Consider the following 23,873-nt stretch of genomic DNA (forward strand, 5'->3'; position numbering starts at 1 on the left):
GTTCAGCCCGGCAGGCTCATCGGGCGCGTTTCGAAATGCAGCTGCCATTGCTGTACGTCGACCAGCAGGATCTCGCTCAGCCGCCGGGAGCGTTCAACGAGGCGGTCATAGCGAAGAGGGTCTGCCTCGAGCGCCACTTTAAGCCCATCAAGCATGCGTGCGATCAGCGCCGAGCGCTCGCTGGTGGCGGCGAAGTCACCCTGCATCCTTATACCGTATAGAGCAGCAGCGAGCGCGGGGAACAGCGCAGTCAGCAGCGTTACGATCTCGGCCATGCCGAACCCCATGAGCCCTGCGTCCTTGCCGATCGTGAAGGACACGAGGAGGTAGGTCAGGCAGGCGAAAATCGTGCCGCCGAAGAATGCATCGCCGATCAGGTGGAGCCGGTGGTTCGCCCGGTGCATCGAATGCTTGTTCGCACGGTGGTAGTTCGCCTGGTCCTCGATCAGGTCGAGCATGGTCTGACGCAGGCGTGAGAGGTAAGCCTCGTCCATACGTGCGCCCGCAAGGCCGAGCTCGCGTGCACTGGCGCGGGCATACCAGCTGGCCCAGCCAGGCTCCCGCGTGCCGTTTTCGACCTCACGCAGGCCCAGCCGGCCCAGCATGGAGACGATCATCAGCTGCCTTAGTCTTTCGGCGAGGTGTCTTCGATCGATCCAGCGCCGGTGGAAATCGACACGGGTGGCGCGCCGAGTGTTGATGATGATGATCATGATTACCAGCAGCTCGGCGCTGATGAGGATCTTCTTGTACTCTGGAAACAGCAGCCCGGAGAGCGCCAGCAGGACTGCGAGGCCCGAGAGCGCGAAGTTTACCACGAAGCTCGACCGGAACCGCAGGGCGAACAGGCTCGCCTGCGCATCGGCGCGCGCATACCGGTCTAGCAGGTCTGTATTCAGGAAGTGGCCGTAGTGTCCGACATTGGTGAAGGGGCGGACGAGACCCTTCGCCTGGTCGGCAGAGTCCTCGGCCAGCACCGATGAAAGGCTGAGCCGGGAGAGGGGCTTCGCGCCGGTGATCCAGAGGAGCAGCGGCCAGGCGACAGCATGGCTCCGGCGTTTTACCTTTGGATGCACGAAGTGCAGCAGGGCCTCGCGCTGTTCGCCGATCGGCGGGGCGCACAGGGCATCGATCAGAGCGGGCAGGGCGTCAACGGCGCGTGCTCGCTCGACACCGTCGATCGTCGGCCTGTCGGGAATGGCGGCGTGGAGCCCGCTCCACAGCAGCTGGGGCTCTTCCTTGCCGTGCGCATCGATATGGATGACCGGCTGGTGGCGCGCGACGGCTTCGGCAATGACCTGCGTGGTGCCGCCACGCCCGCGGGCAGCTTCGCCGTCCCAGATCGCGATCAGGATATCGCATTGGCTCAGCACTATCTGGCCGGCCATTTCGTATCCGGCCTCCGCACCGCTCGAATAGCCTTCAAGCACCATGGTGGAGCTTGCCTTATCGATCAGTGCGGCGCTTCGCTGCCAATCCTCGTCGGCAAAGTCGCGGGCGTAGACTTCGGGCGCGAAAGGCAGGCAGGTCGACAGACTGGCACCGGCATCCAACGCGGCTTCTGCGGCGATTGTATCTGCACCCTCGGCGAGCGAGGATACCATTTTCAGGAGCGGCTCGTCGTCGTTGAAAGCGTCGGAATGGGTTTCCTTCAGCTCCGACAGGGTCTTGCGGGCGATATCGAAAAGCTCGCTGACCTCGGCCTTGATGCGGCCTTCATGACTGCTGTCTAGCCGGGGCGGGCGATGGCCGGTGACGCCGAAGCGCAGGGTCAGGCGCGGCTCGAAGCGGTCGTCCTGTTTCAACCCCGATGCCCTCCATCACACGGTCTGCACACTGGCCTGACCTGCCCTCGACGTCCAGACCACCATATTCAAGCGCGGTTGCCAAGCTTGCAATAACTAACGTCTTGGTATTTTATTGCCGCGGGTCAGAGGAGGGGTAATGGATGATTCCATGAATTCTGGCTGTTTTGCTTGCCCTCTTCGGCTGGGGAGCAACCGCTAGGTGGCGTCCGACAAGACCCGCGTTGCCGTGATTGGCGGCGGGTGCGCCGCGATGGCGCTCGCATGGGAACTCACCCAGCCAGAGCTTCAGGATCGCTACGAAGTCACCGTCTACCAGGAAGGCTGGAGACTTGGCGGCAAGGGCGCGTCCGGACGCGGTCCCAGCGGGCGGATCGAGGAGCACGGGCTCCATATCTGGCTCGGCTTCTACGACAATTCCTTCCGCATGATGCGCGAATGCCATGCCGAACTCGAAGCGAAAGGCATGGGCGAGATCTACGGGACCTGGCGCGATGCCTGGACGCCGGAAAACGACATTGCCCTGTGCAGTCCGCGTGAAGGTGGTGGTTTCGAGAAATGGACCGTCCGCATGCCCCCGCGCGACGGGCTGCCGGGCGACCCGCGCCCAGCGGACGAGGCGTTCACGCTGCCCTATTACATGGCGCGCGCATTCGATCTCTACCGCGCATTGATCCTCGATACCTCGCGCGACGGTAACACCGTCCTCTCTGGCTTCGACAAGCCTGCGGAAGGCGATGTCTCGGCCCGCATCGCCTATCTCATCAAGCTCGGCACATTCGCCTCCGCCGCCGCGATTGCCGAGGGGCTTGGTATCCTCGCCGCGCTTCTGCGTTCGGTCAGTCCGCAGGGCGCGGATGGCATCATGCAATCCGCCGAAGGGCTCCTGTCGCAGCTGCGCCAGTGGATCGAGGACCGCTGGATTGCCGACGACCCCAACCGCTTCCTTTGGGAGGTGGCCGATCTCACGCTCGCCACGATCACCGGCCTTGCCCGCTACAATGTCATGAGCGATCCGCGCGGTCTCGACGCGATCGACGACTATGAATGCCGTGAGTGGATGCGCATCAGCGGCGCTTCCGTGCGCGCGCTCCAGTCGCCCTTCTTGCGCGGGCTCTATGATCTCTCGATGGGCTATGTCGACGGCGACCCGGACAGGCCCTCGCTCTCGGCGGGGCAGGGACTGCGCGGAACGCTGCGCACCTTCTTCGGCTATCGCGGCGCCTTCATGTGGCGCATGCGCGCAGGCATGGGCGATGTCGTCTTTGCCCCCCTCTACACCGCGCTGAAAGGGCGCGGAGTGAAGTTCGAATTCTTCCACCGGCTGACTGACATGCGGCTGGGCTCGGACGGTAAGCATGTCGCCGCGCTCGATTTCGACGTGCAGGCCAAGGTGAAACGCGGCGCAGCCTACGATCCACTGGTCGATGTGCAGGGCAAGCCCTGCTGGCCCTCCGATCCGCAATTCGACCAGCTGGTCGGCGGGGCAAAGATGCAGAAGGAAGGCTGGCAGCTCGAATCGCACTGGGACCGCCGCCATGCCGAGGAAAAGACGCTCGAGGTCGGCAAGGACTTCGACTTCGTTGCGCTCACCGTCGGCGTTGCGGCCGTGCCCCATGTGGCGAGCGAGATCGTCGCACGCGACCCGCGCTGGCAGGCGATGTGCGATAATGTCGCCACCGTCGCTTCGCAGGCGTTTCAGCTGTGGCTCACCGAAGACCTGCACCAGCTTGGCTGGCCGGGTCCGACCTACATCACCGGCGCGTTCGCCAAGCCCTTCGACACATGGTGCGACATGGCGCATGTCGTTCCCGAAGAGGACTGGAAGGCGCCTCCCGCGACTTCGGTCTATTTCTGCGCCGCGCTGCAGGACCCGCCGTCGCCTCCGGCTGATGACGACACCGGATACCAGGCGCTCCGCACGGAGGAAGTGCGGCTGAACGCCGAAGGCTATCTCAAGGGGCCTATCAGCCATATCTGGCCCGGCGCATTCGGCGCGGATGGCGAGTTCCGCTGGGACATCCTCAAGGCGCCCGAGGGTTCGGAGAACGAGAATGCGACCGGCGAGCTGCGCTTCTCGACGCAATACTGGCGCGCCAACGTCAATCCGTCCGACCGCTATGTGATCCATACGCCGGGCAGCTGGCGGCACCGGATTTCACCGCTCGACGACACGTACGACAATTTGACTCTCGCAGGGGACTGGACCGATAGTGGATTCCACTCGGGTTGCGTCGAAGGCGCAGTAATGTCCGGCCGATTAGCGGCGCACGCGCTGTCTGGTTCCCCTCGGTTGGAGGAGATTACGGCTTATGACCACCCGTAAGAAGGCCCCTGCAAAGAAGGCGCCTCCCAAGAAGCAGGCCAAGTCCGCAGTGAAGCGCAAGACAAGGCCCGCGCCCGCGCGAAAGGCACCCGATCGTTCGGGAGCGGTCGCCGCGGAAGAGGCCGCCAAGCGCGCCGCCGAGGTCACCGCCAGCAATTCGGCAGACCTGATTTCCCACCCCGCATCCCAGCATGAAACCGATAGCGCTATCCCCGTGGCCGGCGTGGACGAAGCGATCGCCGATGCGGTGAAGTCGGGGTATGACGTGCTCGCGCAGTCGATCGCGCAGGGCCGCGAAGCGGCAGCGCGCTTCCGCCAGGGCGAATACAATATGCGCGAAGTCCCCAAGGATGTGGAGACTGCGGCCAAGCGCGTGATCGATCTCGCGCGGCAGATCAGCGTCACCACTTTCGACCTTTGCGAAGAGATGCTCGGCCAGATCGGCAAGGTCACGGGCGGTCCGCCTCCGCCCGGCGAAGTGGCTTCCGGCCTGCCGCCGTTCCGGAATCTCGAACCGGCCAAGCAGGGCGGTCCTGCCGGCGGGCTCGGTGCTGCACCGCCTACCCACCGCACGATCGAGGGCATGGTTCTCAGCGTCGAGTTCACAGGGCCGTCGGCGAAGTCCCTGACCCACCATCTTGCCCGTCCGGACAACCCGACGAGCCCGGACCAGATCAGCGCCGCGCCTCTGCAGTCACGCCATCCCGGCGCCGATGCGATCCCGGTCGCGAGGTTCTCGGTCGATTTCTCGCGCGGGGGACTGCTTGCCCATATCGACGTACCGAAAGGTCAGAAGCCTGGGATCTACGCGGGCCTTGTCTTTGCAGAAGGTCAGGACATCCCTCTCGGGACACTCGTGATCGAGGTCGAGGGCTAGGGCGTGGGTGCCGAGGCGGCCACCACCTTTGCGCCAGCTCGCGGCGGGCTGCCCAAGCACCTGCTCGAACGTTACGCCAAGGCCACGCGCGAGCAGCTCGAGTTCTACCTCGATCCGCCGAGCGATGCGCCCTTCCTAGACGCCTTGCTGGAAGATTATCCCGCCCGCGGCGGCAAGATGCTGCGACCCTCGATCTGCATCGCCAACGCCTGCCAGTTCGGAGGCACTCTCGAAGGCGCGGTAAAATGTGCCGCCGCCATCGAACTGTTGCACAATGCGCTGCTCATCCATGACGACGTGCAGGACGGCAGCGACATGCGGCGCGGACGGCCGACGCTGCACGCGCTCCATGGGATACCGCTGGCGATCAACGCCGGAGACGCGCTGCTCTTCACTGCATTCCGTCCGCTACTCGATGCGATCGCACCTCTCGGGGGAGAAGCGGCGCGGCAGGTCATCGATGTCACCATTGCGATGGCCCGGCAGACGGCCGAGGGGCAGGCGCTCGAACTTGGCTGGCGCGATCACAACGTTACCGGCCTCTGCGCAGCCGACTACATCGGCATGGCGCTCAAGAAGACGTCGTGGATGGGCATGATCTGGCCCGCGCAGCTCGGTGTGATCGTGGGCGGCAGGGGCAAGGTCGATCCGGGCCGCGTGGTGAAATTCGGCCACTTCCTCGGTGTCGCTTTCCAGATCGAGGACGACCTTCGCAACCTCTCAGACGATCCCGGCTACGGCAAGGAAATGAACGGCGACCTCTACGAGGCGAAGCGCACGCTCATGCTGATCCACGTGCTCGATGCCGCGACGAGGGCGGAACGCAGCCGGATCGAGGATTTCCTCGCGCTCACCCGTGAAGAACGCAGCGACGACGAGGTGCTGTGGCTGGCGGGCCTGATGGAGGAGAAGGGATCGATCGAACACGCGCGCAAGGTCGCCGCCGCCATGGCGGGATGCGCGCTGGAGGAATTCGAACGTACGTATGCGGGATGCCCGCAAGACGATAACCACGCCTTCCTGCACGGCCTCGTGCGCTGGATATTCGATCGCAAATGAGCGGCCGGGTCCTCCTCTACGGCGCCACGGGCTATTCGGGCAGCGAGATCGCGCAGCGGCTGGTAGGCCATGTCGACCTCGTCATCGCAGGCCGGAATGCCGAGGCGCTGCAGGAACTCAGCACCCGTCTCGGCGTGCCATGGCGGAGCTTCGAAGTGGCAGACACCGCGGCGGCCACGGCCGCGCTTGCCGATGCGGACGTGCTGCTCAATGCGGCGGGGCCCTATGCCGATACAGCCATGCCGCTCGCGCATGCCTGTCTCCATGCACGAACGCACTACCTCGATATCGGCGGCGAATGGCCGGTTTTCGCCGCGCTGATGGAGCTGGACGAAGTGGCCGAAAGGGCCGGGGTCATGCTCCTCCCCGGTGTAGGCCTGACGATTGCCGCGAGCGATTGCCTGCTGGCGCGCGCTGTCGAGCTCTGGCCCGATACGAAGGCGCTTCATCTCGGTATTAGCCGCGCCCACGCCATGTCGCGGGGCAGTGCGAAGAGTGCGGCCCGCCTGTTCGAACGCGGTGTTATCATGCGCGAGGATGGCCAGTTGCAAGCGGTCCCGCTGGGCGCTGCGCCGCGCTCGTTCGATTTCGGGGAGGGCCTGCGCGATACGGTTGCCATGAGCTGGGCGGACGTCGTGACCGGCGAGAAGACGACCGGTGTCGCCAATATCTCGGTCTATTCCGAACTGCCCTGGTGGCAGCGCGCGGCCTATCGCGCGTCCGGCCTCTACGCTTCGCTCGCAGGTGCCAGGGCCATGCGCAAGGCCGGTGCGCGCCTGGCCGATAGCTGGCCGCGCTCTCCGGGAGAGGAAACGCGCAGCGAAGGCGAATACGTCATGGTGGTCGAGGCGCTCGATCCCTGGCGTCGCAGCCGCAGCCTGCGGCTCAAGACGCTCGACGGCTACGGCACCACCGTGCTGACCGCGAGCGCCGCGGCGGAAGGCGTGGCCATGGGGCAGGCAGAGGCGGGATTCAGGACACCTGCAGCAATATTCGGATCGCGCTTCATCGAGACCTGCGGCGCAGGAGTCTTCGAGCCGGTGACGGGAGTTCATGCGGCATGAACGGGGTACATGGCCAGATCCCGTACACCCAGTCGGCGGCCAGCCTCGACGTCCCGCCGCCGTACCATTTTCCTGGCGTCAACGTTAACACGTTCATCTGGGAAATGGATGTCAGCCTGATCAAGCACTACTGCGACACTTATCTCAACATCGGCACGCCGGAGGAGCGCGGCTATACCTACCGGCCCGCCGTCTTCTGGCCCTACGCGACCCTGCTGGTACTTCAGTACCCGGTGATGATCAGCGCGGCCGTTGGCACCGATATGCCGCACGAGGTGCCGTACTGCGACCGCGGCGTCATTTCGCAGACCGAGGTCTTCATCGCGCTTCCCGTCGTCCGCTACGGTCGCGGCCCCCTCGGCCTGCTGACCGAAAGCGCGCTGGAATGGGCGCTGCCCTTCATTGTCGTGGGAAACCCGATGTCGAGTGTCTGCGGGCGTGAGATGCTCGGGCTCGGCAAGCTGCTTGCCGGCATCGAATGCGGCCAGTCGACCTATCCGCGCAGCTTCAGGACACACATGACCCTGCCCGGCTGGGCGAACGACAAGCCCGGTACGATGCAGGAGAACCTGACGATCCTCGACATCACGACGGGACCGACGCTGCCTACCTTCCGCAAGCATTCGCCCAGCGTGGAATCTCTCGCCACGGCGCTGTCGAGCAGGGACATGGGCTGGTTGATGGGACAGATGCAGAGCGTTTCCAACTTGGTCGACCAGGCATCGATGGAGATGATCCCGACCGAGATGCGTACGATCGGCCTCAAGCAATATCGCGACGCTGCCGATCCGAACCGCGCGGTCTACCAGGCGCTGACCTCGTGCCGCTCGCACTATTCGAATATCCGCAATTTCGAGTTCTACGACGAGAAGGATGTCACGATCGAATTCAACGACGAGGGGAGCTTCCACGAGCTGCTCAACCTGTTCTTCCGCCTGCCGAAACAGCCCACGGGAAAGAAGATCAGGGTCGATGCGCAGGCTGCCTTCAAATTCGAAGCCGACATCGATTTCGACCAGATGCGCATCATCCGCAACGTTCCGATCCAGGATCGTTTCGGCCATTACGTCACTGAGGGCAGCGAAGACCTTGCCTCCCCGTGGTTCAGGCCGTGGCGCGGCTTTTTCGCGGGACGGAAGCGGCGATGACTGAATTTATTAGCTCCTTCTGGTTCAACCAGCTCCTCCCGCCGTGGAAATCGGACGGCGCGCGCGGGTGGGTCTTCGTGATCGAGGTCCCGCACGAGGACGTGCAGGGGTACCTCGACCGCGAGTTCAACCTGGCAGCCCCAGACCGGGCGCCCTACTACTATGAGGCTTTCCCGGGGCGCACCTTCGGCATCCTTCGTTTCATCGACCATCCCTGCTTCTATAGCGGGAAGGCGACCGAAGAAGGTCGCAACCGCATCCAGCACAAGGAACTGACCTGGACCTTCCCGGCTTACCGGCACCCGGTCACGAAGGACAATCTGGTCCATCGCGATACGGCAGTCGTCTGGATCCAGCCCTTCTCGTTCGATAACAACAGCTACTTCATGTTCTCGAGCCGCGAGGTGCTCGGAAACGAGACCCAGATGGCCGTGATCAACAGCCAGGAAGCGGTGGGCGGGCCCGGGCTGCGTGTGGATGTCGGCGTGCAAGGCATGCGCAAGTTCAAGCCGAGCGCGACCAGTCACAAGATCGGTGCTTTCGCGATCGAGGTCGATAACAAGGCGAAGACCGAGGACGGCCAGAAGATCATCGAATCCAGCCCCGATCTCGATCGCTTCATCGGGACGCTTTCCGGCTCGGTGAATTTCGCACCGCCGCCCGAAGCGGAAGGCACGCTGCAGACCGGGGGCGTCAGCCCCTTCGCGGTATTCCAGGGCGCGATACAGGATACGGTGAAGCAATTCCGCGATGTGTTCGACTGGGACGTGGCGGCCTATCGCGCGCTGGTATCATCGAGACTGCGCTATACCGACGTGAAAGACCCGAAATTCTACGACGGGGAATATATCGATATCCGTCTCATGTGGTCGGACAGCCTCAAAGAGACCTTTACCTCGTTCTTTTCGGTCGAAGGCCCCGAAAGCCCGCCCGAACAGGAGGACGCCGTTCCCGGATATGGCGGGGGCTGGGGCGACGACGGTATCGGTTATCCGCTCGGCAAGGAACTTCCGAAAGACGATCTGATCGACTGGCAGATGCCCTCGGTGAAACTGGATGTCGCGCTGGCGATTTCATTCACCGCCAATGCGGAGATTTCAGCCGAAGGAACGCTCTATACCTACGGCCAGGATGGCGCTCACGCCGGGTGAGCCTTATGCGCATCGCGCGCACTGCGCATTTCCCTCCTGAAATCGTACGGAACCCAGCCTGCCGTATCCGGCCACTTGCCCGTGGCGATCCAGTAATCGGCAAGTCCCAACCGCGCGCATAATTCTGCAAAGCGGGGCAGTTTAGCCACCTCGCTCCACGGTCCGAGGAGGACGCCGGGATAATAGCCCCCGGGCCGCGCGCCCTGCGGATGAAAGACGAAGCTGTAATCCGACTTGAGGGCTACATCGAGGGCGAAATCGCCCCCCTTGAGATCAGCTATCGACTGGATCAGGTTGAGCGGCACCGAACCGATTTTGTCCAGCAGCCCGACGTACCGCTCAACACGCCGCTCGACGAGTTGCGGGTCCTTGGTGCGGGAGGCTTCGGCGAAGGCAATGGTCGCGCGCAGGTCGCGGGCGGTCCAGCCTTCGAACCGGCCGGCGTCCTGCAGCGCCTCATCGTGAAGGTCCCAGAAGCCGAGCGATGCCGAAAAGCCCATCAGTGAAATCATGATGCCCGCATTGTCCGGCCAGCGGCGATGCAGTTCGCGGTGCATCTGCATGCTGGTCTCGTAATTGCCGACATAAGTGTGCATCTGCGCGACGTGCAGCCGTGCGGCGGGCATGAGCGGATTGAGCTCGCTAGCCTTCAACGCCATTTCCAGCGCTTCGTGGAAACGTCCCACCGTCCAGTAGAAATGGCTCATCTCGGTGAGCGCCGATGGATCGTTGGGCGACACGGTTATCGCCTTGCTCAGCAGCTTCTCGCGCTCTCGATAGGCCCCCCAGGGTTCGAGCAGCGCCTGCGCGAGATAGGCTTCGCCGCGATTGTGATCGAGCGCGAGCGCCTTTTCTGCCGCATCCTCGACGATGGCGCGGCGTTCTTCGTAGTCGCCTTCGAAGTGACCCGAACGCAGGCTTGCCGCGCCCGAGCTGGCAAGCAGTTCCCACGCAGGTGCATAGTCGGGTGCCGCCTCGGTCACTTCAAGCAACAGAGGGAAGGCGCGCTCCGCGGAATCGTCAAACAGCGCGTCGCCTGCCGTGATGCGCCCGCGTGCGCGCAGGAACTTCTCGTAGAGCTCCGCCGGCAGGTTCTGCTCGGTGCGGCTGGGCAGCAGCGCGACCTTGAGCGCGTGTGCAACCTCGCTTGCGATCGAGATCCTGCAATTCGAAGACATCGTCGAGATCGCCGTCGAACCTGTCGCCCCAGAGCACGCGCTGGGTAGAGCATTCCACGAGTTCGGCGCTGATGCGCACGCGCGACCCGCCGCGCCTGACCGAACCGTCGAGCAGGTGTGTCGCGCCGAGAGCGCTTGCGACCTTGCCGGTTTCCTTCTGCGCGCCGCGGAACTGGAAGCTCGATGTCCGTGCCACGACCTTGAGCCGGCTGGCCTCGCTCACCGAGCGCTGGATTTCCTCGGAGACGCCGTCGCAGAAGAATGCCAGCTCCTCGTCGGACGAAAGATTATCGAACGGCAGCACTGCGAGCAGGGGCTCTTTGGTTTGTGCCGGTCGCGGGGCGGGCTCGCTGCGCGGTGTTGCCTCCGCCTTATTCTCGCCGACAAGGGCATCGAGACTGGAAACGATCTTCGGCCAGCAAGCGGGTTCCAGCTCGCCGTTCCAGCCCTTCGCCATCTCGCAATGGACGCGGTTGAACGGCAGGGGCGGAAGTTCCCCGTCGAGGCTCATCTGCACGAGCTTGTCCGCGTTGTAGGCGAGGTCGGCTTCGGCTGGCACCCAGCGCGAGCGCTTGGCGTCGGCGGACCAAAGCACGAGGACCGCCTTGGCCTCGGTCAGGTGTTCCTCGATTACGGTCGAAAAGGCCCTGTGTGCGGGCAGGTCGTCATCGATCCAGACCGAGTATCCGTCATCGCAAAGCACGTCGGCGACGCGGCGGGCCGCATCGTAATTGCTGCGTGCGTAAGACACGAAAACATCGGTCACACTCTTGTGGCACTCCGCCCTGGTTCCGCGACCCGGATAGGCAATTTACCATAATGTCACAACCGGATACACCGGTTGTCGCATCCAGCCCGGCGGCGCCTTTCCGCGTGCCGGACCGCCGCGAACAGATCAGTTTTCGAGGCGTGCGATGATGGCTTCGCGCAGGTCCTCGAGCCGCGAGGCGTTGTAGCCGAGGTCCGACACGCCGACACGGCTTACCGAGCGCAGGTCGATCTGGCCATCCTCAAGGCGGGCGACGACATCGTCCTTGAAGCCGAAGGCGAAGGTCTCGGCCACGCCCTCGACATTGTTGGTTCCCTCGACGCGGCGCACGTTTTGCAGGCCGATTTCGCCCATCGCGGCGACGATGGCGTCCAGCGCTTCTTCATCACTCGCGCCGCCGACGATGATCGGTTGCAGGTCCTGGTATTCCTCGGCGATGATGTCGGCGTGGTTCTTGGCCTTGAGGGCCTCATCCTGCGAATTGGCCCACATCGGCAGCTGCCCGAGCGGCGTACCGTAATCGTTGATCGGGTTGGCCTCTGCCTCTGCGCGGACAGCCATGGTCTGCGCGGAGAAGGTCGGCGGGTTGCGCAGGTCTGTCGCCACATCGTGGATCGGCGGCACCGATTCTGCCTGGGCGCGCATCGTCAGCAGGCCGAGGAAGAGAATGACCGGGATCGCCAGCGCCAGCGCCGCTTTCCACCAAGGGCCACGCGGCGTCTTGAAGAAGGCGAAGAGCAACGCGATCAGCGCGAAAAGTGCCGACACGCCGATCAGGAGCAGGCCTGCATCGCGGATCATGAAGATGAGGCCGGTCTGCCAGCCGATCATGCCGATCTTGGGTCCGAATACCGCAAAGGCGAACCATGCGAGGACGGCCAGCGAGACCCAGAGCGACCACTTGGGCAGCGCTTTGCGCCACACGAGGGGTGCCTTGGCCGACGTCTCGGCCGGTGCGGGCTCATTTGCCGGGGTTTCGGCAGGTGTCTCTGCAGGATTGTCCTGCGGCTCGTTCGTATCGCTCATTTTATCCTCTCCCCCTGTATGACGAGACACCCTGGTCGGGCACCCAGAGCCCCTCGGGCACGGCGCCGCTTTGCCAGAATACGTCGATCGGAATGCCGCCGCGCGGATACCAGTAACCGCCGATCCTCAGCCATTTCGGGCTCATTTCCTCGAACAGGCGCTGTCCGATCCCGACTGTTACATCTTCATGGAAACCGCAGTGATTGCGGAAGGACCCGAGAAACAGCTTCAGACTCTTCGATTCGACGATCGTTTCGCCCGGCGCATAGTCGATCACGAGATGTGCGAAGTCGGGCTGGCCGGTCACCGGGCACAGCGAGGTGAATTCCGGGGCCGCAAAGCGAACCATGAACAGCTGCCCGGAGCGCGGATTGGGTACGTAGTCGAGTTCTGCTTCCTCCGGCGAGGAGGGAAGCGGGCTGTTTTCGCCCAGAAACTTGGGTGTCACTGTGTCGCTCATGCCGCGCTCCTGCCGTGAATGACGTGCAAGCGCAAGGCGGGGCTTGGAAGCTGATGCTTCAGTGCCTATTCAGCGCGCCGATCCGATCAGGCCCCTTAGTCCATGTATACCCGTATTCGCATACCCTTTGTCGCGCTCGTTCTCGCGGCGCCTGCGACCCTTTCGGCGCAGAGCGTGCAGGAGTTCCAGCTTCCGCCGAATCCGACGCCGACAACCACCCCCACAGTGCAGGGGCCGGTGGACGCCGATGGCAACGCCGTGCCCATGCGTCCCCGCGTGATCGCGACTCCTACGCCGACGCCCCGTCAGACGCCGGCCCCCACGCCGACGCCAACGTCGACACAGCCCGCCATGGTCCAGCCTTTGCCCGAGGCGACGAGTGCGCCGGCGCGGCAGGCGAGCACTCCGACGTCTCCCGCTCGGCGACCCGTGGAGACGCCGGTGCCCCAGATTCTGCCAGCGCCGCAGCAGGACCTCGTGCCTGAAACAACCGCCACTCCGGTCCCCGGCGTGCCCATAGACACAACCGAGCAATCGAACGGCAATTCACCGGCAACCGAGAGCGCCTCGACCATCCCGCCGCTCGCTGCGGACGAAAGCGCTTCGAGGGGGCAGCCCTCATGGCTCTGGCCGGCAGTGGGAGGTGGCCTCCTCGCTCTACTAGGTCTCGGATATCTCTTCTCGCGCAGGCGCAGCCAGGCCGAACCGCCGCAGATCGAGCGGCCAGTCGTTGCACCTGCGACCGGTGTTGCAAGTGCCGGTTCGGATATCCGCATCAGCGCGGAAGCGATCAAGCTCACCCGATCGGTCATGAACGCGACGCTCCACTACCGCGTGAATGTGCTCAATCGTTCGGCCACTGCGACCAGAGGCCTGACGCTTGGCGCCGACGTCGTCTCGGCGCATGGCGGCGTTCCGGTTGAGCAACAGGTCGCCTCTCCCGACCAGCGGCTCGAGCAGCGACACACCTTTGATCGGATCGCACCCGGGCAGAGCGTGCGTTACGAGGGGCAGATCATCATCCCGCTCTCGCAGGCGCGCATAATCCGCCAGGGAACGGCTTCGCTGTTCGTTCCCCTGCTGCGCGTGCGTCTCGACGGCGCGGGCGAGGAACCGCTGGTGAAGACCTTCGTGATCGGACAGGGCGTTCCCGATGGCGGGCGCGTCAGCCCCTTCCGACTCGATGACGGTCCGCGCAGCTACCAGCCGATCGCGGCAAGGGCGCTCGACTAAATCCTTCATCGCTCATCGACAGCCCATCGCCCGCGCGCTAGCACCGTGGGCGATGGACAATCTCGTTTCGACCGAATGGCTTGCCGCAAGGCTCGATGCCCCCGATCTCGTCATCCTCGACGCGACAATGCACCTGCCCGACGAACCGCGCGATGCCCGCGCCGAGTTTGCCGCCGGGCATATTCCGGGTGCCCGCTTTCTCGACCTTGCAAGCTTCGTCGACCCCGCCTCGGACGTGCCCAAGGCCATCCCCACCGCCGAACAGTTCGCGGCCCGCATGGAGGCGCTCGGCGTCACACCGGGCAGCCGCATCGTCCTTTACGACGACAGCGCGATACGCTCGTCTGCACGCGCATGGTTCATCCTGACACGCTATGGCGAGCAGAAGGTCGCAATCCTCGACGGCGGCATCGCCAAATGGCGAATGGAGGGAAGGGGGCTTACCGATCTCGACGCCGGCCATCCGCCGCGTCCACGCTCGGTCGCCGAGGCAGTACGCAGCGTGCGGGACAAGCGCGAAATGCTCGCCAATATCGATAGCGGGGAGTGGCAGGTGATCGATGCACGCGATGCAGCACGCTTCGAAGGCCGGTTCGGGAGCGGCTCGGAAGGCCATATCCCGGGCGCACGGAACCTGCACTTTGCACGCCTGCTACGCGAGGACGGCACCTATCGTTCGCCCGACGCCATCCGCACCGAGTTCGAGAGTGCGGGGATCGATCTGAATGAGCCAATCGTGACTAGCTGCAACAGCGGCATGACTGCCTCCGTCCTGCTCTTCGCCCTTGCGCGCATCGGGAAATACGATGCTACGCTCTATGACGGAAGCTGGCTCGACTGGGGCTGCGATCCCGATTTGCCGAAGGAAGGCGGGGAGGCGCGCTAAGGCATGGCGAAGGGCGGCAAGCATGATCGTTCGCCGGCGACGCGGCTCGTAACCTCGGGGCGCTCGGGCGATTTTGCCGAACATGTCGTAAATCCGCCGGTCTGGCGGGCCAGCACGCATCTCTATCCCGATTGCGAGGCACTGCGCGAAGGCGTGAAGTCCAACGCCGATGGCCAGTTCTTCTATGGTCGCAGGGGCGCTCCGACGCAGTGGGCATTGTGCGATGCGCTGACCGAGCTCGAGCCCGGAGCGGCCGGTACCGTGCTTTATCCCAGCGGCGTTGCAGCCATCGTCGGCTCCCTCCTGGCCGTGCTGCGCGTAGGCGACGTCCTGCTGGTGACCGACAATGCCTACGATCCGACACGCAACACCGCGATGGGATTGCTGAAACGCTTCGGCGTAGAGCACCGCTTCTTCGATCCGCTCGATCACGAGGCTTTCGAAGCGACTTTCTGCGACCGCACGAAGGCTGTCATGCTCGAAAACCCGGGCAGCCTGACCATGGAGCTTTGCGATATACCGGCGCTCGCCCGAATTGTCCGTGAAAAGGGCGCGGTGAGCCTGATGGACAATACCTGGGCGACCTCGCTCGGCTTCCACGCGCTCGAGCATGGCTGCGATATCGCGATCACTGCGCTGACAAAGCATGTCGGCGGGCACTCGGACCTCATGATGGGCGCCGCAACCGCTGGTGAGCACTGGTACCGCCGCCTTCGCCAGACCGCGCAGCAGCTGGGCCATGTCGTCTCGCCGGACGATGCCTCGCTCGCGCTCCGGGGGCTGAGGACGATGGGCGTCAGGCTGGAGCGCGAGACGGCGACGGCCCTCGAGCTGGCGCAGTGGCTCGATGCGCGTGAGGAAATCGAGCACGTGCTTTGCCCGATGCTGCCCGGCTCGCCGGCGCACGATTTGTGGTCGAGGGACTTTAGCGGCGGATGCGGGCTCTTCAGCTTCGTTCTCAAGGGGCGGGACGATGCGGCGCGTTGCCGCCTGATCGATGCGCTGGAGCTTTTCGGTATCGGCTACAGCTGGGGCGGCTTCGAAAGCCTTGCCCTCCCGTTCGACGTTACACCGGTGCGATCGAAAATGTCGTGGCCGAAAGAAGGATGGGGGCTTGAGGATACTTGCGGCATTCGCCTATCCATCGGTCTTGAAGATCCCGCGGACCTGATCGCGGACCTCGAGCAGGCCTTGGCCGCGATGGACGAAGGATAGACGTGCAGGGCGAAGCAGCACCCACCGACACAGCCGAAGCCGAACGCGCGCCGGTCGAACAGGCCTGGGTGCAGGCTGAAACCGCGCCCGAGGAAAGCAGCGTTGCGGCAGCCGAAGGCATCAAGGAAGCTGTCAGCGGCAGAAACGAGACCGTCGGCTCGATGGTCGAAACGCTCGATTCCATGGCCATCGGCATGGGCGACATGCGCGTTTCGCTGTTCGACGTGCTGGTGGTTTCCACCGTCGTATTGGGCGTCATCGCGCTCGCATGGTTCCTGAGCAAGGTCTCGCGTCGGCTGGTCCGCCGCTTCACCTCGCTCGACGATACGCAGCAGCTGCTGACCGAGAAGATCCTCACGATCGTTATCTGGGCGGCGGCCTTCTTCATGGGTATCGACCTGCTCGGCATCGACCTGACCGCGCTTGCTGTCTTCTCCGGTGCCTTCGGTCTCGCGATCGGTTTCGGTCTGCAGAAGACTTTCGGTAACCTGATCGCCGGGATCATCCTGCTGATGGACAAGTCGATCAAGCCGGGCGACGTGATCGCGGTGACCGACATGGCGGGCAACGAGAGCTTCGGCCAGATCCGCAAGATCGGCGTTCGTGCCGTTTCGGTGACGACGCGCGACCAGCGTGAATACCTGATCCCCAACGAAAACCTGATGATCAACCAGGTCGAAAACTGGTCCTATTCATCCAAGAACGTTCGCATGCAGGTACCGGTCGGAGTCAGCTACGAGGCCGACATGGACCTCGCCGAGAAGCTCATGCTGGAAGCGGCCAAGAGCTGCGACCGCATCCTCAAGGCGCCCCCTCCGACAGTCTGGATGAGCGAATACGGCGACAATTCCGTCAACTTCGTCATCCACTGCTGGATCAGGGATCCGGAAGACGGGGTGGGCAATGTGCGCAGCGCCGTGCTCAAGAAATTGTGGTGGCTGTTCAAGGATAACGGGATCGAAATTCCCTTCCCACAGCGCGACATCCACATCCGTTCGTCCGACCAGTTGGAGCGCTGGTTCGAGGCCATGGCGAGCGAGAAGGTTACAAAAGAATAGGTTCACGCCCGCACAGCGTGGATTTCAAAATTTCCGCTTCCTTGCCGCACACGCATTCTGATTGGCGCGCCAAACGCAGCTTGCTCATCTTGGCAGCATGGCAAGAACCGGAACCATCTTCCTTGTCGGCGCGGGGCCGGGCGCTCCCGACCTGCTGACGCTGCGCGCGGCAAGGCTCATCGAAAGGGCGCAGGTCGTCGTCCATGACGGCCTCGTCGATCCCGCAATCCTCGAGCTCACGCACCCCCAAGCCGAGCTGATTTCGGTCGCCAAGCGGCGCTCGAAGCACAAACTCCCGCAGGAGGACATCAACCGGCTGCTTGTCGCCTATGCGCGCAGCGGCATCGATGTCGTGCGATTGAAGGGCGGCGATCCCTTCATCTTCGGCCGCGGCGGCGAAGAAGCCGAAGAAGCGCGCGCCGAGGGTATCCGCGTCGAAGTCGTCCCCGGTATCAGCGCCGCCAATGGCGCGGCCGCCGCATCGCAGATCGCGCTCACGCACCGCGATGCCTCCAGCATCGTCAGCTTCGTCGCCGGCCAGTGCAAGGGTCTGAAGGACCAGGACTGGGCAGGGCTCGCGGGCAAGGGCCGCACGCTTGTGATCTACATGGGCGTGAAGACTGCGCCGCAGATCGCCGAAAAGCTGATGGAAGACGGCCTTGCGCCCGACCTGCCGGTCGCCGTCATCGAGAATGGTGCGCGACCGAACATGCGTGTGCTGCGCGGCTCGCTTGCCGCTCTTCCCGATATTGTCGAGCGTGAACAGGTCGTCAGCCCGGCGCTGATCGTGATCGGCGAAGTGACCGCGCGCGAAGATGCGCTGGCGCAGATTGCCGTGGAGGCTTCGGCATGAGGATACTTACCGGAAACGACCTCAAGACAGGCGCGGTGACCTGGTGGACCGGCCAGGATTGGTCGCTCCATGTCGAAAATGCCGTGGACGTGACCGGCAGCGAAGACGAGATCGCTCGCCGCGAGGAATCCGCTCGCCGCGTCAACGTACCCTATGCGATCGATGCGGAACTGCACGAGGGCAAGCCGCGTCCGGCGCATATCAAGGACCGCGTGCGCGCATTGGGCCCCACCGTTCGTCCCGACCTCACTCTCAAACCGGCCGATCCCGATATCGGCAACTGGGTTATCTGATGTATCTCTACGACCAATACGACCAGCGACAAGTCGATGCCCGCGTGGAGGAATTCCGCGACCAGGCCCGCCGCCGCCTCGAAGGCAAGCTTACAGAGGACCAGTTCAAGCCGCTGCGGCTGATGAACGGGCTCTACCTCCAGCTCCACGCCTACATGCTGCGCGTCGCCATTCCCTATGGCACCCTCAACAGCCGCCAGATGCATGCGCTGGCCGAAATCGCGGACAGGTACGACCGCGGATATGGGCATTTCACCACGCGCCAGAACATCCAGTACAACTGGATCAAGCTGGAAGAGGCCGCCGACCTGCTGGCCGATCTCGCCAAGGTCGAGATGCATGCCATCCAGACCAGCGGTAACTGCATCCGCAACATCAGCTCGGACCATTTCGCCGGCGCTGCGGCAGACGAGCTGGTCGACCCGCGTCCCTATGCGGAACTGCTGCGCCAGTGGTCGAGCTTCCATCCCGAATTCAGCTATCTGCCGCGCAAGTTCAAGATCGCGGTGATCGCCAGCGACACCGACCGTGCGGCGATGCGCCTGCACGATATCGGCATCCAGATCGTCGAGAAGGACGGTGATCTCGGCGCTGCATTCTATGTCGGTGGCGGCATGGGCCGGACGCCGATGATCGCACCCTGCATCAAGGAATTCGTCCCGCTCGACCGGCTGGTCACCTATGCCGAGGCAGTCCTGCGGGTCTACAACCGCTACGGACGGCGCGACAACAAGTACAAGGCGCGTATCAAGATCCTCGTCCACGAAATGGGCAAGGACGAGTTTACGCAGGCCGTCGACGAGGAATTCGTGCGCATGCTCGACGAAGGCATCGAACCGCCCTTCGCCGAACTCGAACGCATCCGGACTTTCTTCGAAGATCCGCTTTTCGAAGCAGGCGCCAGCGATGAGATCGACCGCAGCGATCCCGATTTCGCGCTCTGGGTCGACCGCAATACGGTCGCTCACAAGGCTCCGGGATATGTCTCCGCCGTCATCAGCCTCAAGCCGGTCGGCGGCATTCCGGGCGATGCGACTTCGGAACAGATGCGCCTGATGGCCGATCTCGCGAAGGACTACAGCTTCGACGAGCTGCGCGTGATGCACACGCAGAACATCGTATTGCCGCATGTCCGCAAGGCCGATCTTCACGCGCTGTGGACCGCACTCGACGGAGCAGGGCTGGGCGCGCCCAATCTCGACACGATCGAGGACATCATCGCTTGCCCGGGTCTCGACTATTGCAGCCTCGCCAATGCGCGCTCAATTCCCGTGGCGCAGAAGATTTCCGAACGCTTCGCCGCCAAAGGGAAGACCGAGGCGCTGGGCCAGCTCAAGCTGAAGATTTCCGGCTGCATCAACGCCTGCGGCCACCATCACGCGGGACACATCGGTATCCTCGGCGTCGATCGTAAGGGTGTCGAAAACTACCAGCTCCTGCTCGGCGGGAGCGAGGCGGAAGACGTAAGCCTCGCCAAGATCACCGGTCCCGGTTTCGACGAAGCCGGCATCGTCGACGCGGTCGAAACCGCTGCCGACGTCTACCTGCGCGAACGCGAAACCGGCGAGCGCTTCCTCGATACCTACCGCCGCATCGGCATGACCCCCTTCAAGGAGGCGCTTTATGGCTGACCTTTCCTCCGGAACCGACACGCTCATCCGCTACCGCGAGGACGATCCCGTCGATCACGCGGCGGTGACAGTGGATTCCTTTCTCGACCAGTCCTCGGCGAGCGCGGTTCGCGTCGAGCCGGGCGATGATGCGCGCGAATTGATCCCGCATCTGGAACGCCTTTCACTCGTCGAAGTGAACTTCCCCGCCTTCGGCGATGGTCGCGGCTATTCCTCCGCGCGCCTGCTGCGCGAAGCAGGATATGACGGCGAACTTCGGGCGGTAGGTGATGTGCTGGTCGACCAGGTCGCCTATATGCGTCGCTGCGGCTTCGATGCGTTCGATCCCGATGCGCCGCTCGACGAGGACGACCTCGAAGCGGCCTTCAACCGCTGGCCCGAAGTCTATCAGGCGGCCGCCGACGCGCGTACGCCGATTTGGAGCAAGAGGCACGCGTGAACGACACACGCGCAATCGACCGGCTCGACACCGGGCCGCGGTTCACGGAGCATGACGCAATCCGGCTGAACCGCATGTTCCGTGGCAGCGAGACCGAGGAATGGCTGGGCGCCGTCCTCGAGGGCAATCTCGCCGGCGATGTGGGGATGGTATCCAGCTTCGGCGCGGAAAGCGCGGTGCTTTTGCACCTCGTCTCGCGGATCGACGCCTCGGTTCCGGTGCTTTTCCTCGAAACGGGCAAGCATTTCCCGGAGACGCTTGCCTATCGCGACCTGCTGGCGGAGCGTTTCGGGCTGAACCTCGTCAATCTCTATCCCGCTATCGATGATCTGCAGGCCCGCGACGAGAGCGGCCTCAGATGGTCGTACGATCCCGACGGCTGCTGCGACCTGCGCAAGGTCCGCCCGCTCGAAAAGGCGCTCGCCCGCTACGATGCGAGCTTCACGGGCCGCAAGGCCTTCCAGTCCTCGACGCGGGCCAACCTGCCGCGCTTCGAGCTCGACACTTCGGATGCGCAGGGCCGGCTGAAGATCAACCCGCTGATCGACTGGGATGCTGACCGGATCACGGCCTATTTCGAAGAGCACAACCTTCCTCGCCACCCGCTGGTGGAGCGCGGCTACGCCTCGATCGGCTGTTCGCCCTGCACCCGCGCCGTCGCTCCAGGAGAAGACCCGCGCGCTGGCCGCTGGGCGGGCTGGGACAAGGTCGAATGCGGCATCCACAAGCCGGGCGAAGAGCCCTTCCTGTGATCTGACACAATGAAGGCACCGGAGCCGACGCTGCCGGTGCCCTCTTTCATTCGAGTCGTGTCAGCTTTCGACGCGTTCGACGATTGCGGTCTCGCCCTTGTCGTTGACCGAAGTCCAGACACCGTCCTCGCCGATCTGCTCGGTGTTGCATTTGCGCGATCCGTCATCGTCCTCGCTGATGTAGGCTTCGTCGATCGTCGTGCAGTACTGGTCCGGCGAGGGTTGCTCCCATTTGCCGGTTTCGGTCACTTCGCCGTCCTTGGTGGTGACGTAGGTTCCGTCGGCCTTGACCTCTTCCATGTAGACATCGCCGGCCTCGGTCGTGACTCGGTACATTCCAGGCGTTTCGGCACCGTCGGCAGCGAGCGCGGCGGCTTCGGTTGCGGCAGCTTCGGTGGTCTCGACGACCGGTTCGGCCTCTTCGGCCTGTGAGCAGGCAGTAATGGCCAGCGCACTGGCAACGATCAGCAAATTCCTCATGAGATTCTCCACTCGCGACCCATGACGAACAGGCGGACTTTTCCGCTCACGACTCGCGACCCCCGCGAGCGAGGGTAGGGGGAAAAGGGGCAAAGGCAATCGGGGTGGCCTAAGCCTCGGTTTTCACGGTGTTTTGCAGGAGATCAGAGCCAGCCTTCGCGCTCGTACCAGCGGGCAGTTGCCGCAAGCCCCTCCGGTCCCGGAAGTCGCGGTGTCCATATCTCGGCGGGCACTGCGCGCTCGGGGAGACACACCCAGTCGGGGTGAACCATGTAGCCGACGCGGTCGGGCGTGAGCTTTGCCTTGTCGCCGCGCAGGAGCCGGTCACCCTTGGCCGCCAGCCTGAGGAGCGGGGCGGGGATATTCGGCGCCAGCACCTTCTTCCCAACTGCCCGACCGATCAGCTTCGCCAACTCGCCGTGATCGTAGCCACCCTCGCGTGCATCATCCGGTTCGAGTGTCGCGCCGGTCGCGGTTCCGGCCGGGGCGAGCGCGAGGAGGCATTCGGCGAGGTCGTCGACATGGATGATCGAGGTGTTGCCCTTGGGTGGAACGGGCACGAAGCCGTATTTCGCCGACCGGAAAAGCTCGAACATGTCCTTGTCGCGTGGGCCGTAGACGGCAGGCGGGCGAACGATGGTGAAGTCCAGACCGCTGGTCTCTACGAAGGCTTCGGCATTGGCTTTGGACGCGCCATAGAGCGAAAGCGAAGGCTCGCGCGCCGAGAGAGAACTGGTGAAGACGAAGCGAGGCACATCTGCGCGCTTCGCCGCATGCAGCAGCCTGCGCGTACCGATCACGTTGGCTTCCTCGAACTCAGCCGGATCCGGCGTGTTGGTAAGGCCGGCGACATGCACGATCGCGTCCGCTCCTCTGACCAACTGTTCGAGCGAAGGCGTGTCCGAAAGACTGCCCTCGATCCATATAACACCGTCGCGCTGTGCCTGTTCGCGGCGTGTCAGCGCGCGGACGGGTAAACCTGCCCTTGCAGCGGCATCGAGCACCGCCTGGCCGACAAAGCCGGTCGCTCCGGTCAACGCGATCGTCATGCGCGCACCATGTGATCGCGGTGCACCACGGCGGCGCGCGGGGCGTAACCTAGCTTTTTGGCCTGTTCCTCTTCCCTCAACCCGAGGATGGCGCGGCATTCGCTTGCGGCATACTCGACGAGGCCCTGCCCGAGCCTTTCGCCCTTCGCACCGTGGATCGCCACGAGGTCGCCGCGGCGGAAATCGCCCTCGACATCGGTGAGGCCTGCGGCAAGTACGCTCGCGCCTTCGGCGAGCGCGGCGGTGCATCCGGCGTCGACGGTGAGGACGCCGGCGGGCGCGAGACGGCCCGAGAGCCAGGCCTTGCGTGCATTCTCGTCACCCTGCGGCAGGAAAAGAGTTCCGCGACCTGCATCGAGGGCCTTTTTGATTGGAGCCTCATGCGTGCCGTTGACGATCGCGAGCGCGATGCCTGCGCGCTCTGCAATGCGGGCTGCCTGCAGCTTTGCAATCATTCCGCCCGAGCCGAGGCCCGATGTCGAATCCGCGCTGGCCATGGCGATGACTTCGGGGGTCACGCCCTCGACACGTTCGACCAGCTGTGCGCCCTCTTCTTCGGGGTGGCGATCATAGAGACCGTCGACATCGGAGAGCAGCAGGACGGCCTCGGCCTGCGCTGCCTGAGCCACGCGCGCGGCAAGCCTGTCGTTGTCGCCGAAGCGAATTTCTTCCGTGGCGACGCTGTCGTTCTCGTTGACCACGGGAATGGCGCCCGCAGCGATCAGCCTTTCCAGCGTGGCCGAAGCATTGAGGTAGCGCCGGCGGTCTTCGAGATCGTCCAGCGTAACCAGCATCTGCGCTGCGACAAGGTCGTGGGCGCCGAGTGTATCCGACCACAGACGCGCCAGTTCGACCTGCCCCACGGATGCCGCAGCCTGCGCATCGGCAAGGCTCCCGCGGCCGCCCTTGGCCAGGCCCAGTTTCGCGGCGCCCAGCGCAATCGCGCCCGAGGACACGACGATGATCTGTGTGCCGTGAGCCCCCAGCTCGGCGATTTCCTTCGCCAGAGTGGCCAGCCAGTCACCGCGCGCCTTGCCATTCTCGATCAGCAGTGCAGAGCCGACCTTGACCACGAGGCGCTTCGACCCGGCGAGTTCGGAAAGCGTGGTGACCGTCATGCG

The 23,873-nt window shown here is 64.1% G+C and carries 22 protein-coding genes; 15 read left to right on the forward strand and 7 right to left on the reverse strand.

Features of this window, described 5'->3' with window-relative positions:
• Positions 1–2 precede the first annotated feature (2 nt).
• On the reverse strand, positions 3–1,805 hold the full coding sequence (locus tag ACZ1G8_RS09285) for a hypothetical protein (protein ID WP_472679143.1): 1,803 nt from the start codon (positions 1,803–1,805) through the stop codon (positions 3–5).
• 202 nt (positions 1,806–2,007) lie between these two features.
• Between ACZ1G8_RS09285 and ACZ1G8_RS09290 the strand changes: the two genes are divergently transcribed.
• Genes ACZ1G8_RS09290 through ACZ1G8_RS09315 form a run of 6 tightly spaced genes read left to right on the forward strand, consistent with a single transcriptional unit; the run spans position 2,008 to position 9,430 of the window.
• The gene (locus ACZ1G8_RS09290; RefSeq protein WP_472679144.1) at positions 2,008–4,131 is read left to right on the forward strand and encodes an FAD-dependent oxidoreductase; all 2,124 of its coding nucleotides are present in this window, start codon (positions 2,008–2,010) and stop codon (positions 4,129–4,131) included.
• The gene (locus ACZ1G8_RS09295; protein ID WP_472679145.1) at positions 4,118–5,008 is read left to right on the forward strand and encodes a hypothetical protein; all 891 of its coding nucleotides are present in this window, start codon (positions 4,118–4,120) and stop codon (positions 5,006–5,008) included. Before ACZ1G8_RS09290 ends, ACZ1G8_RS09295 begins: the two co-directional genes overlap by 14 nt.
• 3 nt (positions 5,009–5,011) lie before the next feature.
• A complete protein-coding gene (locus ACZ1G8_RS09300) occupies positions 5,012–6,067 on the forward strand; it encodes a polyprenyl synthetase family protein (protein ID WP_472679146.1) in 1,056 nt (351 codons plus the stop codon).
• Complete coding sequence (locus ACZ1G8_RS09305) at positions 6,064–7,131, forward strand: saccharopine dehydrogenase family protein (protein WP_472679147.1); 1,068 nt, start codon at positions 6,064–6,066, stop codon at positions 7,129–7,131. The genes ACZ1G8_RS09300 and ACZ1G8_RS09305 overlap by 4 nt, the downstream gene beginning before the upstream one ends.
• Positions 7,128–8,279 (forward strand): hypothetical protein, encoded by a 1,152-nt coding sequence (locus tag ACZ1G8_RS09310; protein ID WP_472679148.1) that lies wholly within the window; start codon positions 7,128–7,130, stop codon positions 8,277–8,279. Before ACZ1G8_RS09305 ends, ACZ1G8_RS09310 begins: the two co-directional genes overlap by 4 nt.
• Positions 8,276–9,430, forward strand: a complete 1,155-nt coding sequence (locus ACZ1G8_RS09315) for a hypothetical protein (RefSeq protein ID WP_472679149.1) — start codon at positions 8,276–8,278, stop codon at positions 9,428–9,430. The genes ACZ1G8_RS09310 and ACZ1G8_RS09315 overlap by 4 nt, the downstream gene beginning before the upstream one ends.
• A 1,020-nt stretch (positions 9,431–10,450) precedes the next feature.
• On the opposite strand, the gene ACZ1G8_RS09320 is transcribed toward ACZ1G8_RS09315, so the two are convergent.
• The 3 genes from ACZ1G8_RS09320 to queF all read right to left on the reverse strand — a co-directional run bounded on the left by ACZ1G8_RS09320 (position 10,451) and on the right by queF (position 12,863).
• Positions 10,451–11,374, reverse strand: coding sequence for a TIR domain-containing protein (locus tag ACZ1G8_RS09320; RefSeq protein WP_472679150.1), 924 nt, complete (start codon positions 11,372–11,374; stop codon positions 10,451–10,453).
• A gap of 129 nt (positions 11,375–11,503) precedes the next feature.
• Entirely contained in the window at positions 11,504–12,403 is a 900-nt protein-coding gene (locus ACZ1G8_RS09325; protein WP_472679151.1) for a DUF1499 domain-containing protein, read from the reverse strand.
• A 1-nt stretch (position 12,404) separates the two neighbouring features.
• The gene (gene queF, locus ACZ1G8_RS09330; protein WP_472679152.1) at positions 12,405–12,863 is read right to left on the reverse strand and encodes a preQ(1) synthase; all 459 of its coding nucleotides are present in this window, start codon (positions 12,861–12,863) and stop codon (positions 12,405–12,407) included.
• 441 nt (positions 12,864–13,304) lie between these two features.
• Between queF and ACZ1G8_RS09335 the strand changes: the two genes are divergently transcribed.
• From ACZ1G8_RS09335 to ACZ1G8_RS09375, 9 genes are all read left to right on the forward strand, one after another.
• A complete protein-coding gene (locus tag ACZ1G8_RS09335) occupies positions 13,305–14,096 on the forward strand; it encodes a hypothetical protein (protein WP_472679153.1) in 792 nt (263 codons plus the stop codon).
• A 52-nt stretch (positions 14,097–14,148) separates the two neighbouring features.
• Positions 14,149–14,982, forward strand: coding sequence for a sulfurtransferase (locus tag ACZ1G8_RS09340; protein ID WP_472679154.1), 834 nt, complete (start codon positions 14,149–14,151; stop codon positions 14,980–14,982).
• A gap of 3 nt (positions 14,983–14,985) precedes the next feature.
• Positions 14,986–16,197, forward strand: a complete 1,212-nt coding sequence (gene metC / locus ACZ1G8_RS09345; protein ID WP_472679155.1) for a cystathionine beta-lyase — start codon at positions 14,986–14,988, stop codon at positions 16,195–16,197.
• A 2-nt stretch (positions 16,198–16,199) separates the two neighbouring features.
• The gene (locus ACZ1G8_RS09350; protein WP_472679156.1) at positions 16,200–17,255 is read left to right on the forward strand and encodes a mechanosensitive ion channel family protein; all 1,056 of its coding nucleotides are present in this window, start codon (positions 16,200–16,202) and stop codon (positions 17,253–17,255) included.
• A gap of 97 nt (positions 17,256–17,352) precedes the next feature.
• Positions 17,353–18,108, forward strand: coding sequence for a uroporphyrinogen-III C-methyltransferase (cobA, locus tag ACZ1G8_RS09355; RefSeq protein ID WP_472679157.1), 756 nt, complete (start codon positions 17,353–17,355; stop codon positions 18,106–18,108).
• Entirely contained in the window at positions 18,105–18,401 is a 297-nt protein-coding gene (locus ACZ1G8_RS09360; protein ID WP_221552659.1) for a DUF2849 domain-containing protein, read from the forward strand. Before cobA ends, ACZ1G8_RS09360 begins: the two co-directional genes overlap by 4 nt.
• Positions 18,401–20,032 carry a nitrite/sulfite reductase gene (locus tag ACZ1G8_RS09365; protein WP_472679158.1) on the forward strand — a complete coding sequence of 544 codons (1,632 nt, stop codon included), beginning with the start codon at positions 18,401–18,403 and terminating at the stop codon, positions 20,030–20,032. Before ACZ1G8_RS09360 ends, ACZ1G8_RS09365 begins: the two co-directional genes overlap by 1 nt.
• Positions 20,025–20,471, forward strand: a complete 447-nt coding sequence (locus ACZ1G8_RS09370) for a DUF934 domain-containing protein (protein ID WP_472679159.1) — start codon at positions 20,025–20,027, stop codon at positions 20,469–20,471. The genes ACZ1G8_RS09365 and ACZ1G8_RS09370 overlap by 8 nt, the downstream gene beginning before the upstream one ends.
• Positions 20,468–21,223 (forward strand): phosphoadenylyl-sulfate reductase, encoded by a 756-nt coding sequence (locus ACZ1G8_RS09375; protein WP_472679160.1) that lies wholly within the window; start codon positions 20,468–20,470, stop codon positions 21,221–21,223. The genes ACZ1G8_RS09370 and ACZ1G8_RS09375 overlap by 4 nt, the downstream gene beginning before the upstream one ends.
• Before the next feature lie 60 nt (positions 21,224–21,283).
• Here ACZ1G8_RS09375 and ACZ1G8_RS09380 read toward each other — a convergent pair whose 3' ends face one another.
• From ACZ1G8_RS09380 to proB, 3 genes are all read right to left on the reverse strand, one after another.
• Positions 21,284–21,703: a hypothetical protein gene (locus tag ACZ1G8_RS09380; RefSeq protein WP_472679161.1), complete on the reverse strand. Its 420-nt coding sequence runs from the start codon at positions 21,701–21,703 to the stop codon at positions 21,284–21,286.
• Between the two features lie 143 nt (positions 21,704–21,846).
• Entirely contained in the window at positions 21,847–22,752 is a 906-nt protein-coding gene (locus tag ACZ1G8_RS09385) for an NAD-dependent epimerase/dehydratase family protein (RefSeq protein ID WP_472679162.1), read from the reverse strand.
• Positions 22,749–23,870, reverse strand: a complete 1,122-nt coding sequence (gene proB, locus ACZ1G8_RS09390; RefSeq protein ID WP_472681231.1) for a glutamate 5-kinase — start codon at positions 23,868–23,870, stop codon at positions 22,749–22,751. Before proB ends, ACZ1G8_RS09385 begins: the two co-directional genes overlap by 4 nt.
• Positions 23,871–23,873 lie beyond the last annotated feature (3 nt).

The sequence above is a fragment of the Qipengyuania sp. BR81-2 genome (assembly GCF_055693895.1).

What these genes read in the sequence shown, in the direction of transcription:
- ACZ1G8_RS09325 (WP_472679151.1), bottom strand. Translation starts at nt 12,403, where the DNA reads ATGAGCGATACGAACGAGCCGCAGGACAATCCTGCAGAGACACCTGCC.
- ACZ1G8_RS09340 (WP_472679154.1), top strand. Translation starts at nt 14,149, where the DNA reads ATGGACAATCTCGTTTCGACCGAATGGCTTGCCGCAAGGCTCGATGCC.
- ACZ1G8_RS09305 (WP_472679147.1), top strand. Translation starts at nt 6,064, where the DNA reads ATGAGCGGCCGGGTCCTCCTCTACGGCGCCACGGGCTATTCGGGCAGC.
- ACZ1G8_RS09385 (WP_472679162.1), bottom strand. Translation starts at nt 22,752, where the DNA reads ATGACGATCGCGTTGACCGGAGCGACCGGCTTTGTCGGCCAGGCGGTG.
- queF (WP_472679152.1), bottom strand. Translation starts at nt 12,863, where the DNA reads ATGAGCGACACAGTGACACCCAAGTTTCTGGGCGAAAACAGCCCGCTT.
- cobA (WP_472679157.1), top strand. Translation starts at nt 17,353, where the DNA reads ATGGCAAGAACCGGAACCATCTTCCTTGTCGGCGCGGGGCCGGGCGCT.
- metC (WP_472679155.1), top strand. Translation starts at nt 14,986, where the DNA reads ATGGCGAAGGGCGGCAAGCATGATCGTTCGCCGGCGACGCGGCTCGTA.
- ACZ1G8_RS09360 (WP_221552659.1), top strand. Translation starts at nt 18,105, where the DNA reads ATGAGGATACTTACCGGAAACGACCTCAAGACAGGCGCGGTGACCTGG.
- ACZ1G8_RS09295 (WP_472679145.1), top strand. Translation starts at nt 4,118, where the DNA reads ATGACCACCCGTAAGAAGGCCCCTGCAAAGAAGGCGCCTCCCAAGAAG.
- proB (WP_472681231.1), bottom strand. Translation starts at nt 23,870, where the DNA reads ATGACGGTCACCACGCTTTCCGAACTCGCCGGGTCGAAGCGCCTCGTG.
- ACZ1G8_RS09315 (WP_472679149.1), top strand. Translation starts at nt 8,276, where the DNA reads ATGACTGAATTTATTAGCTCCTTCTGGTTCAACCAGCTCCTCCCGCCG.
- ACZ1G8_RS09310 (WP_472679148.1), top strand. Translation starts at nt 7,128, where the DNA reads ATGAACGGGGTACATGGCCAGATCCCGTACACCCAGTCGGCGGCCAGC.
- ACZ1G8_RS09365 (WP_472679158.1), top strand. Translation starts at nt 18,401, where the DNA reads ATGTATCTCTACGACCAATACGACCAGCGACAAGTCGATGCCCGCGTG.
- ACZ1G8_RS09370 (WP_472679159.1), top strand. Translation starts at nt 20,025, where the DNA reads ATGGCTGACCTTTCCTCCGGAACCGACACGCTCATCCGCTACCGCGAG.
- ACZ1G8_RS09380 (WP_472679161.1), bottom strand. Translation starts at nt 21,703, where the DNA reads ATGAGGAATTTGCTGATCGTTGCCAGTGCGCTGGCCATTACTGCCTGC.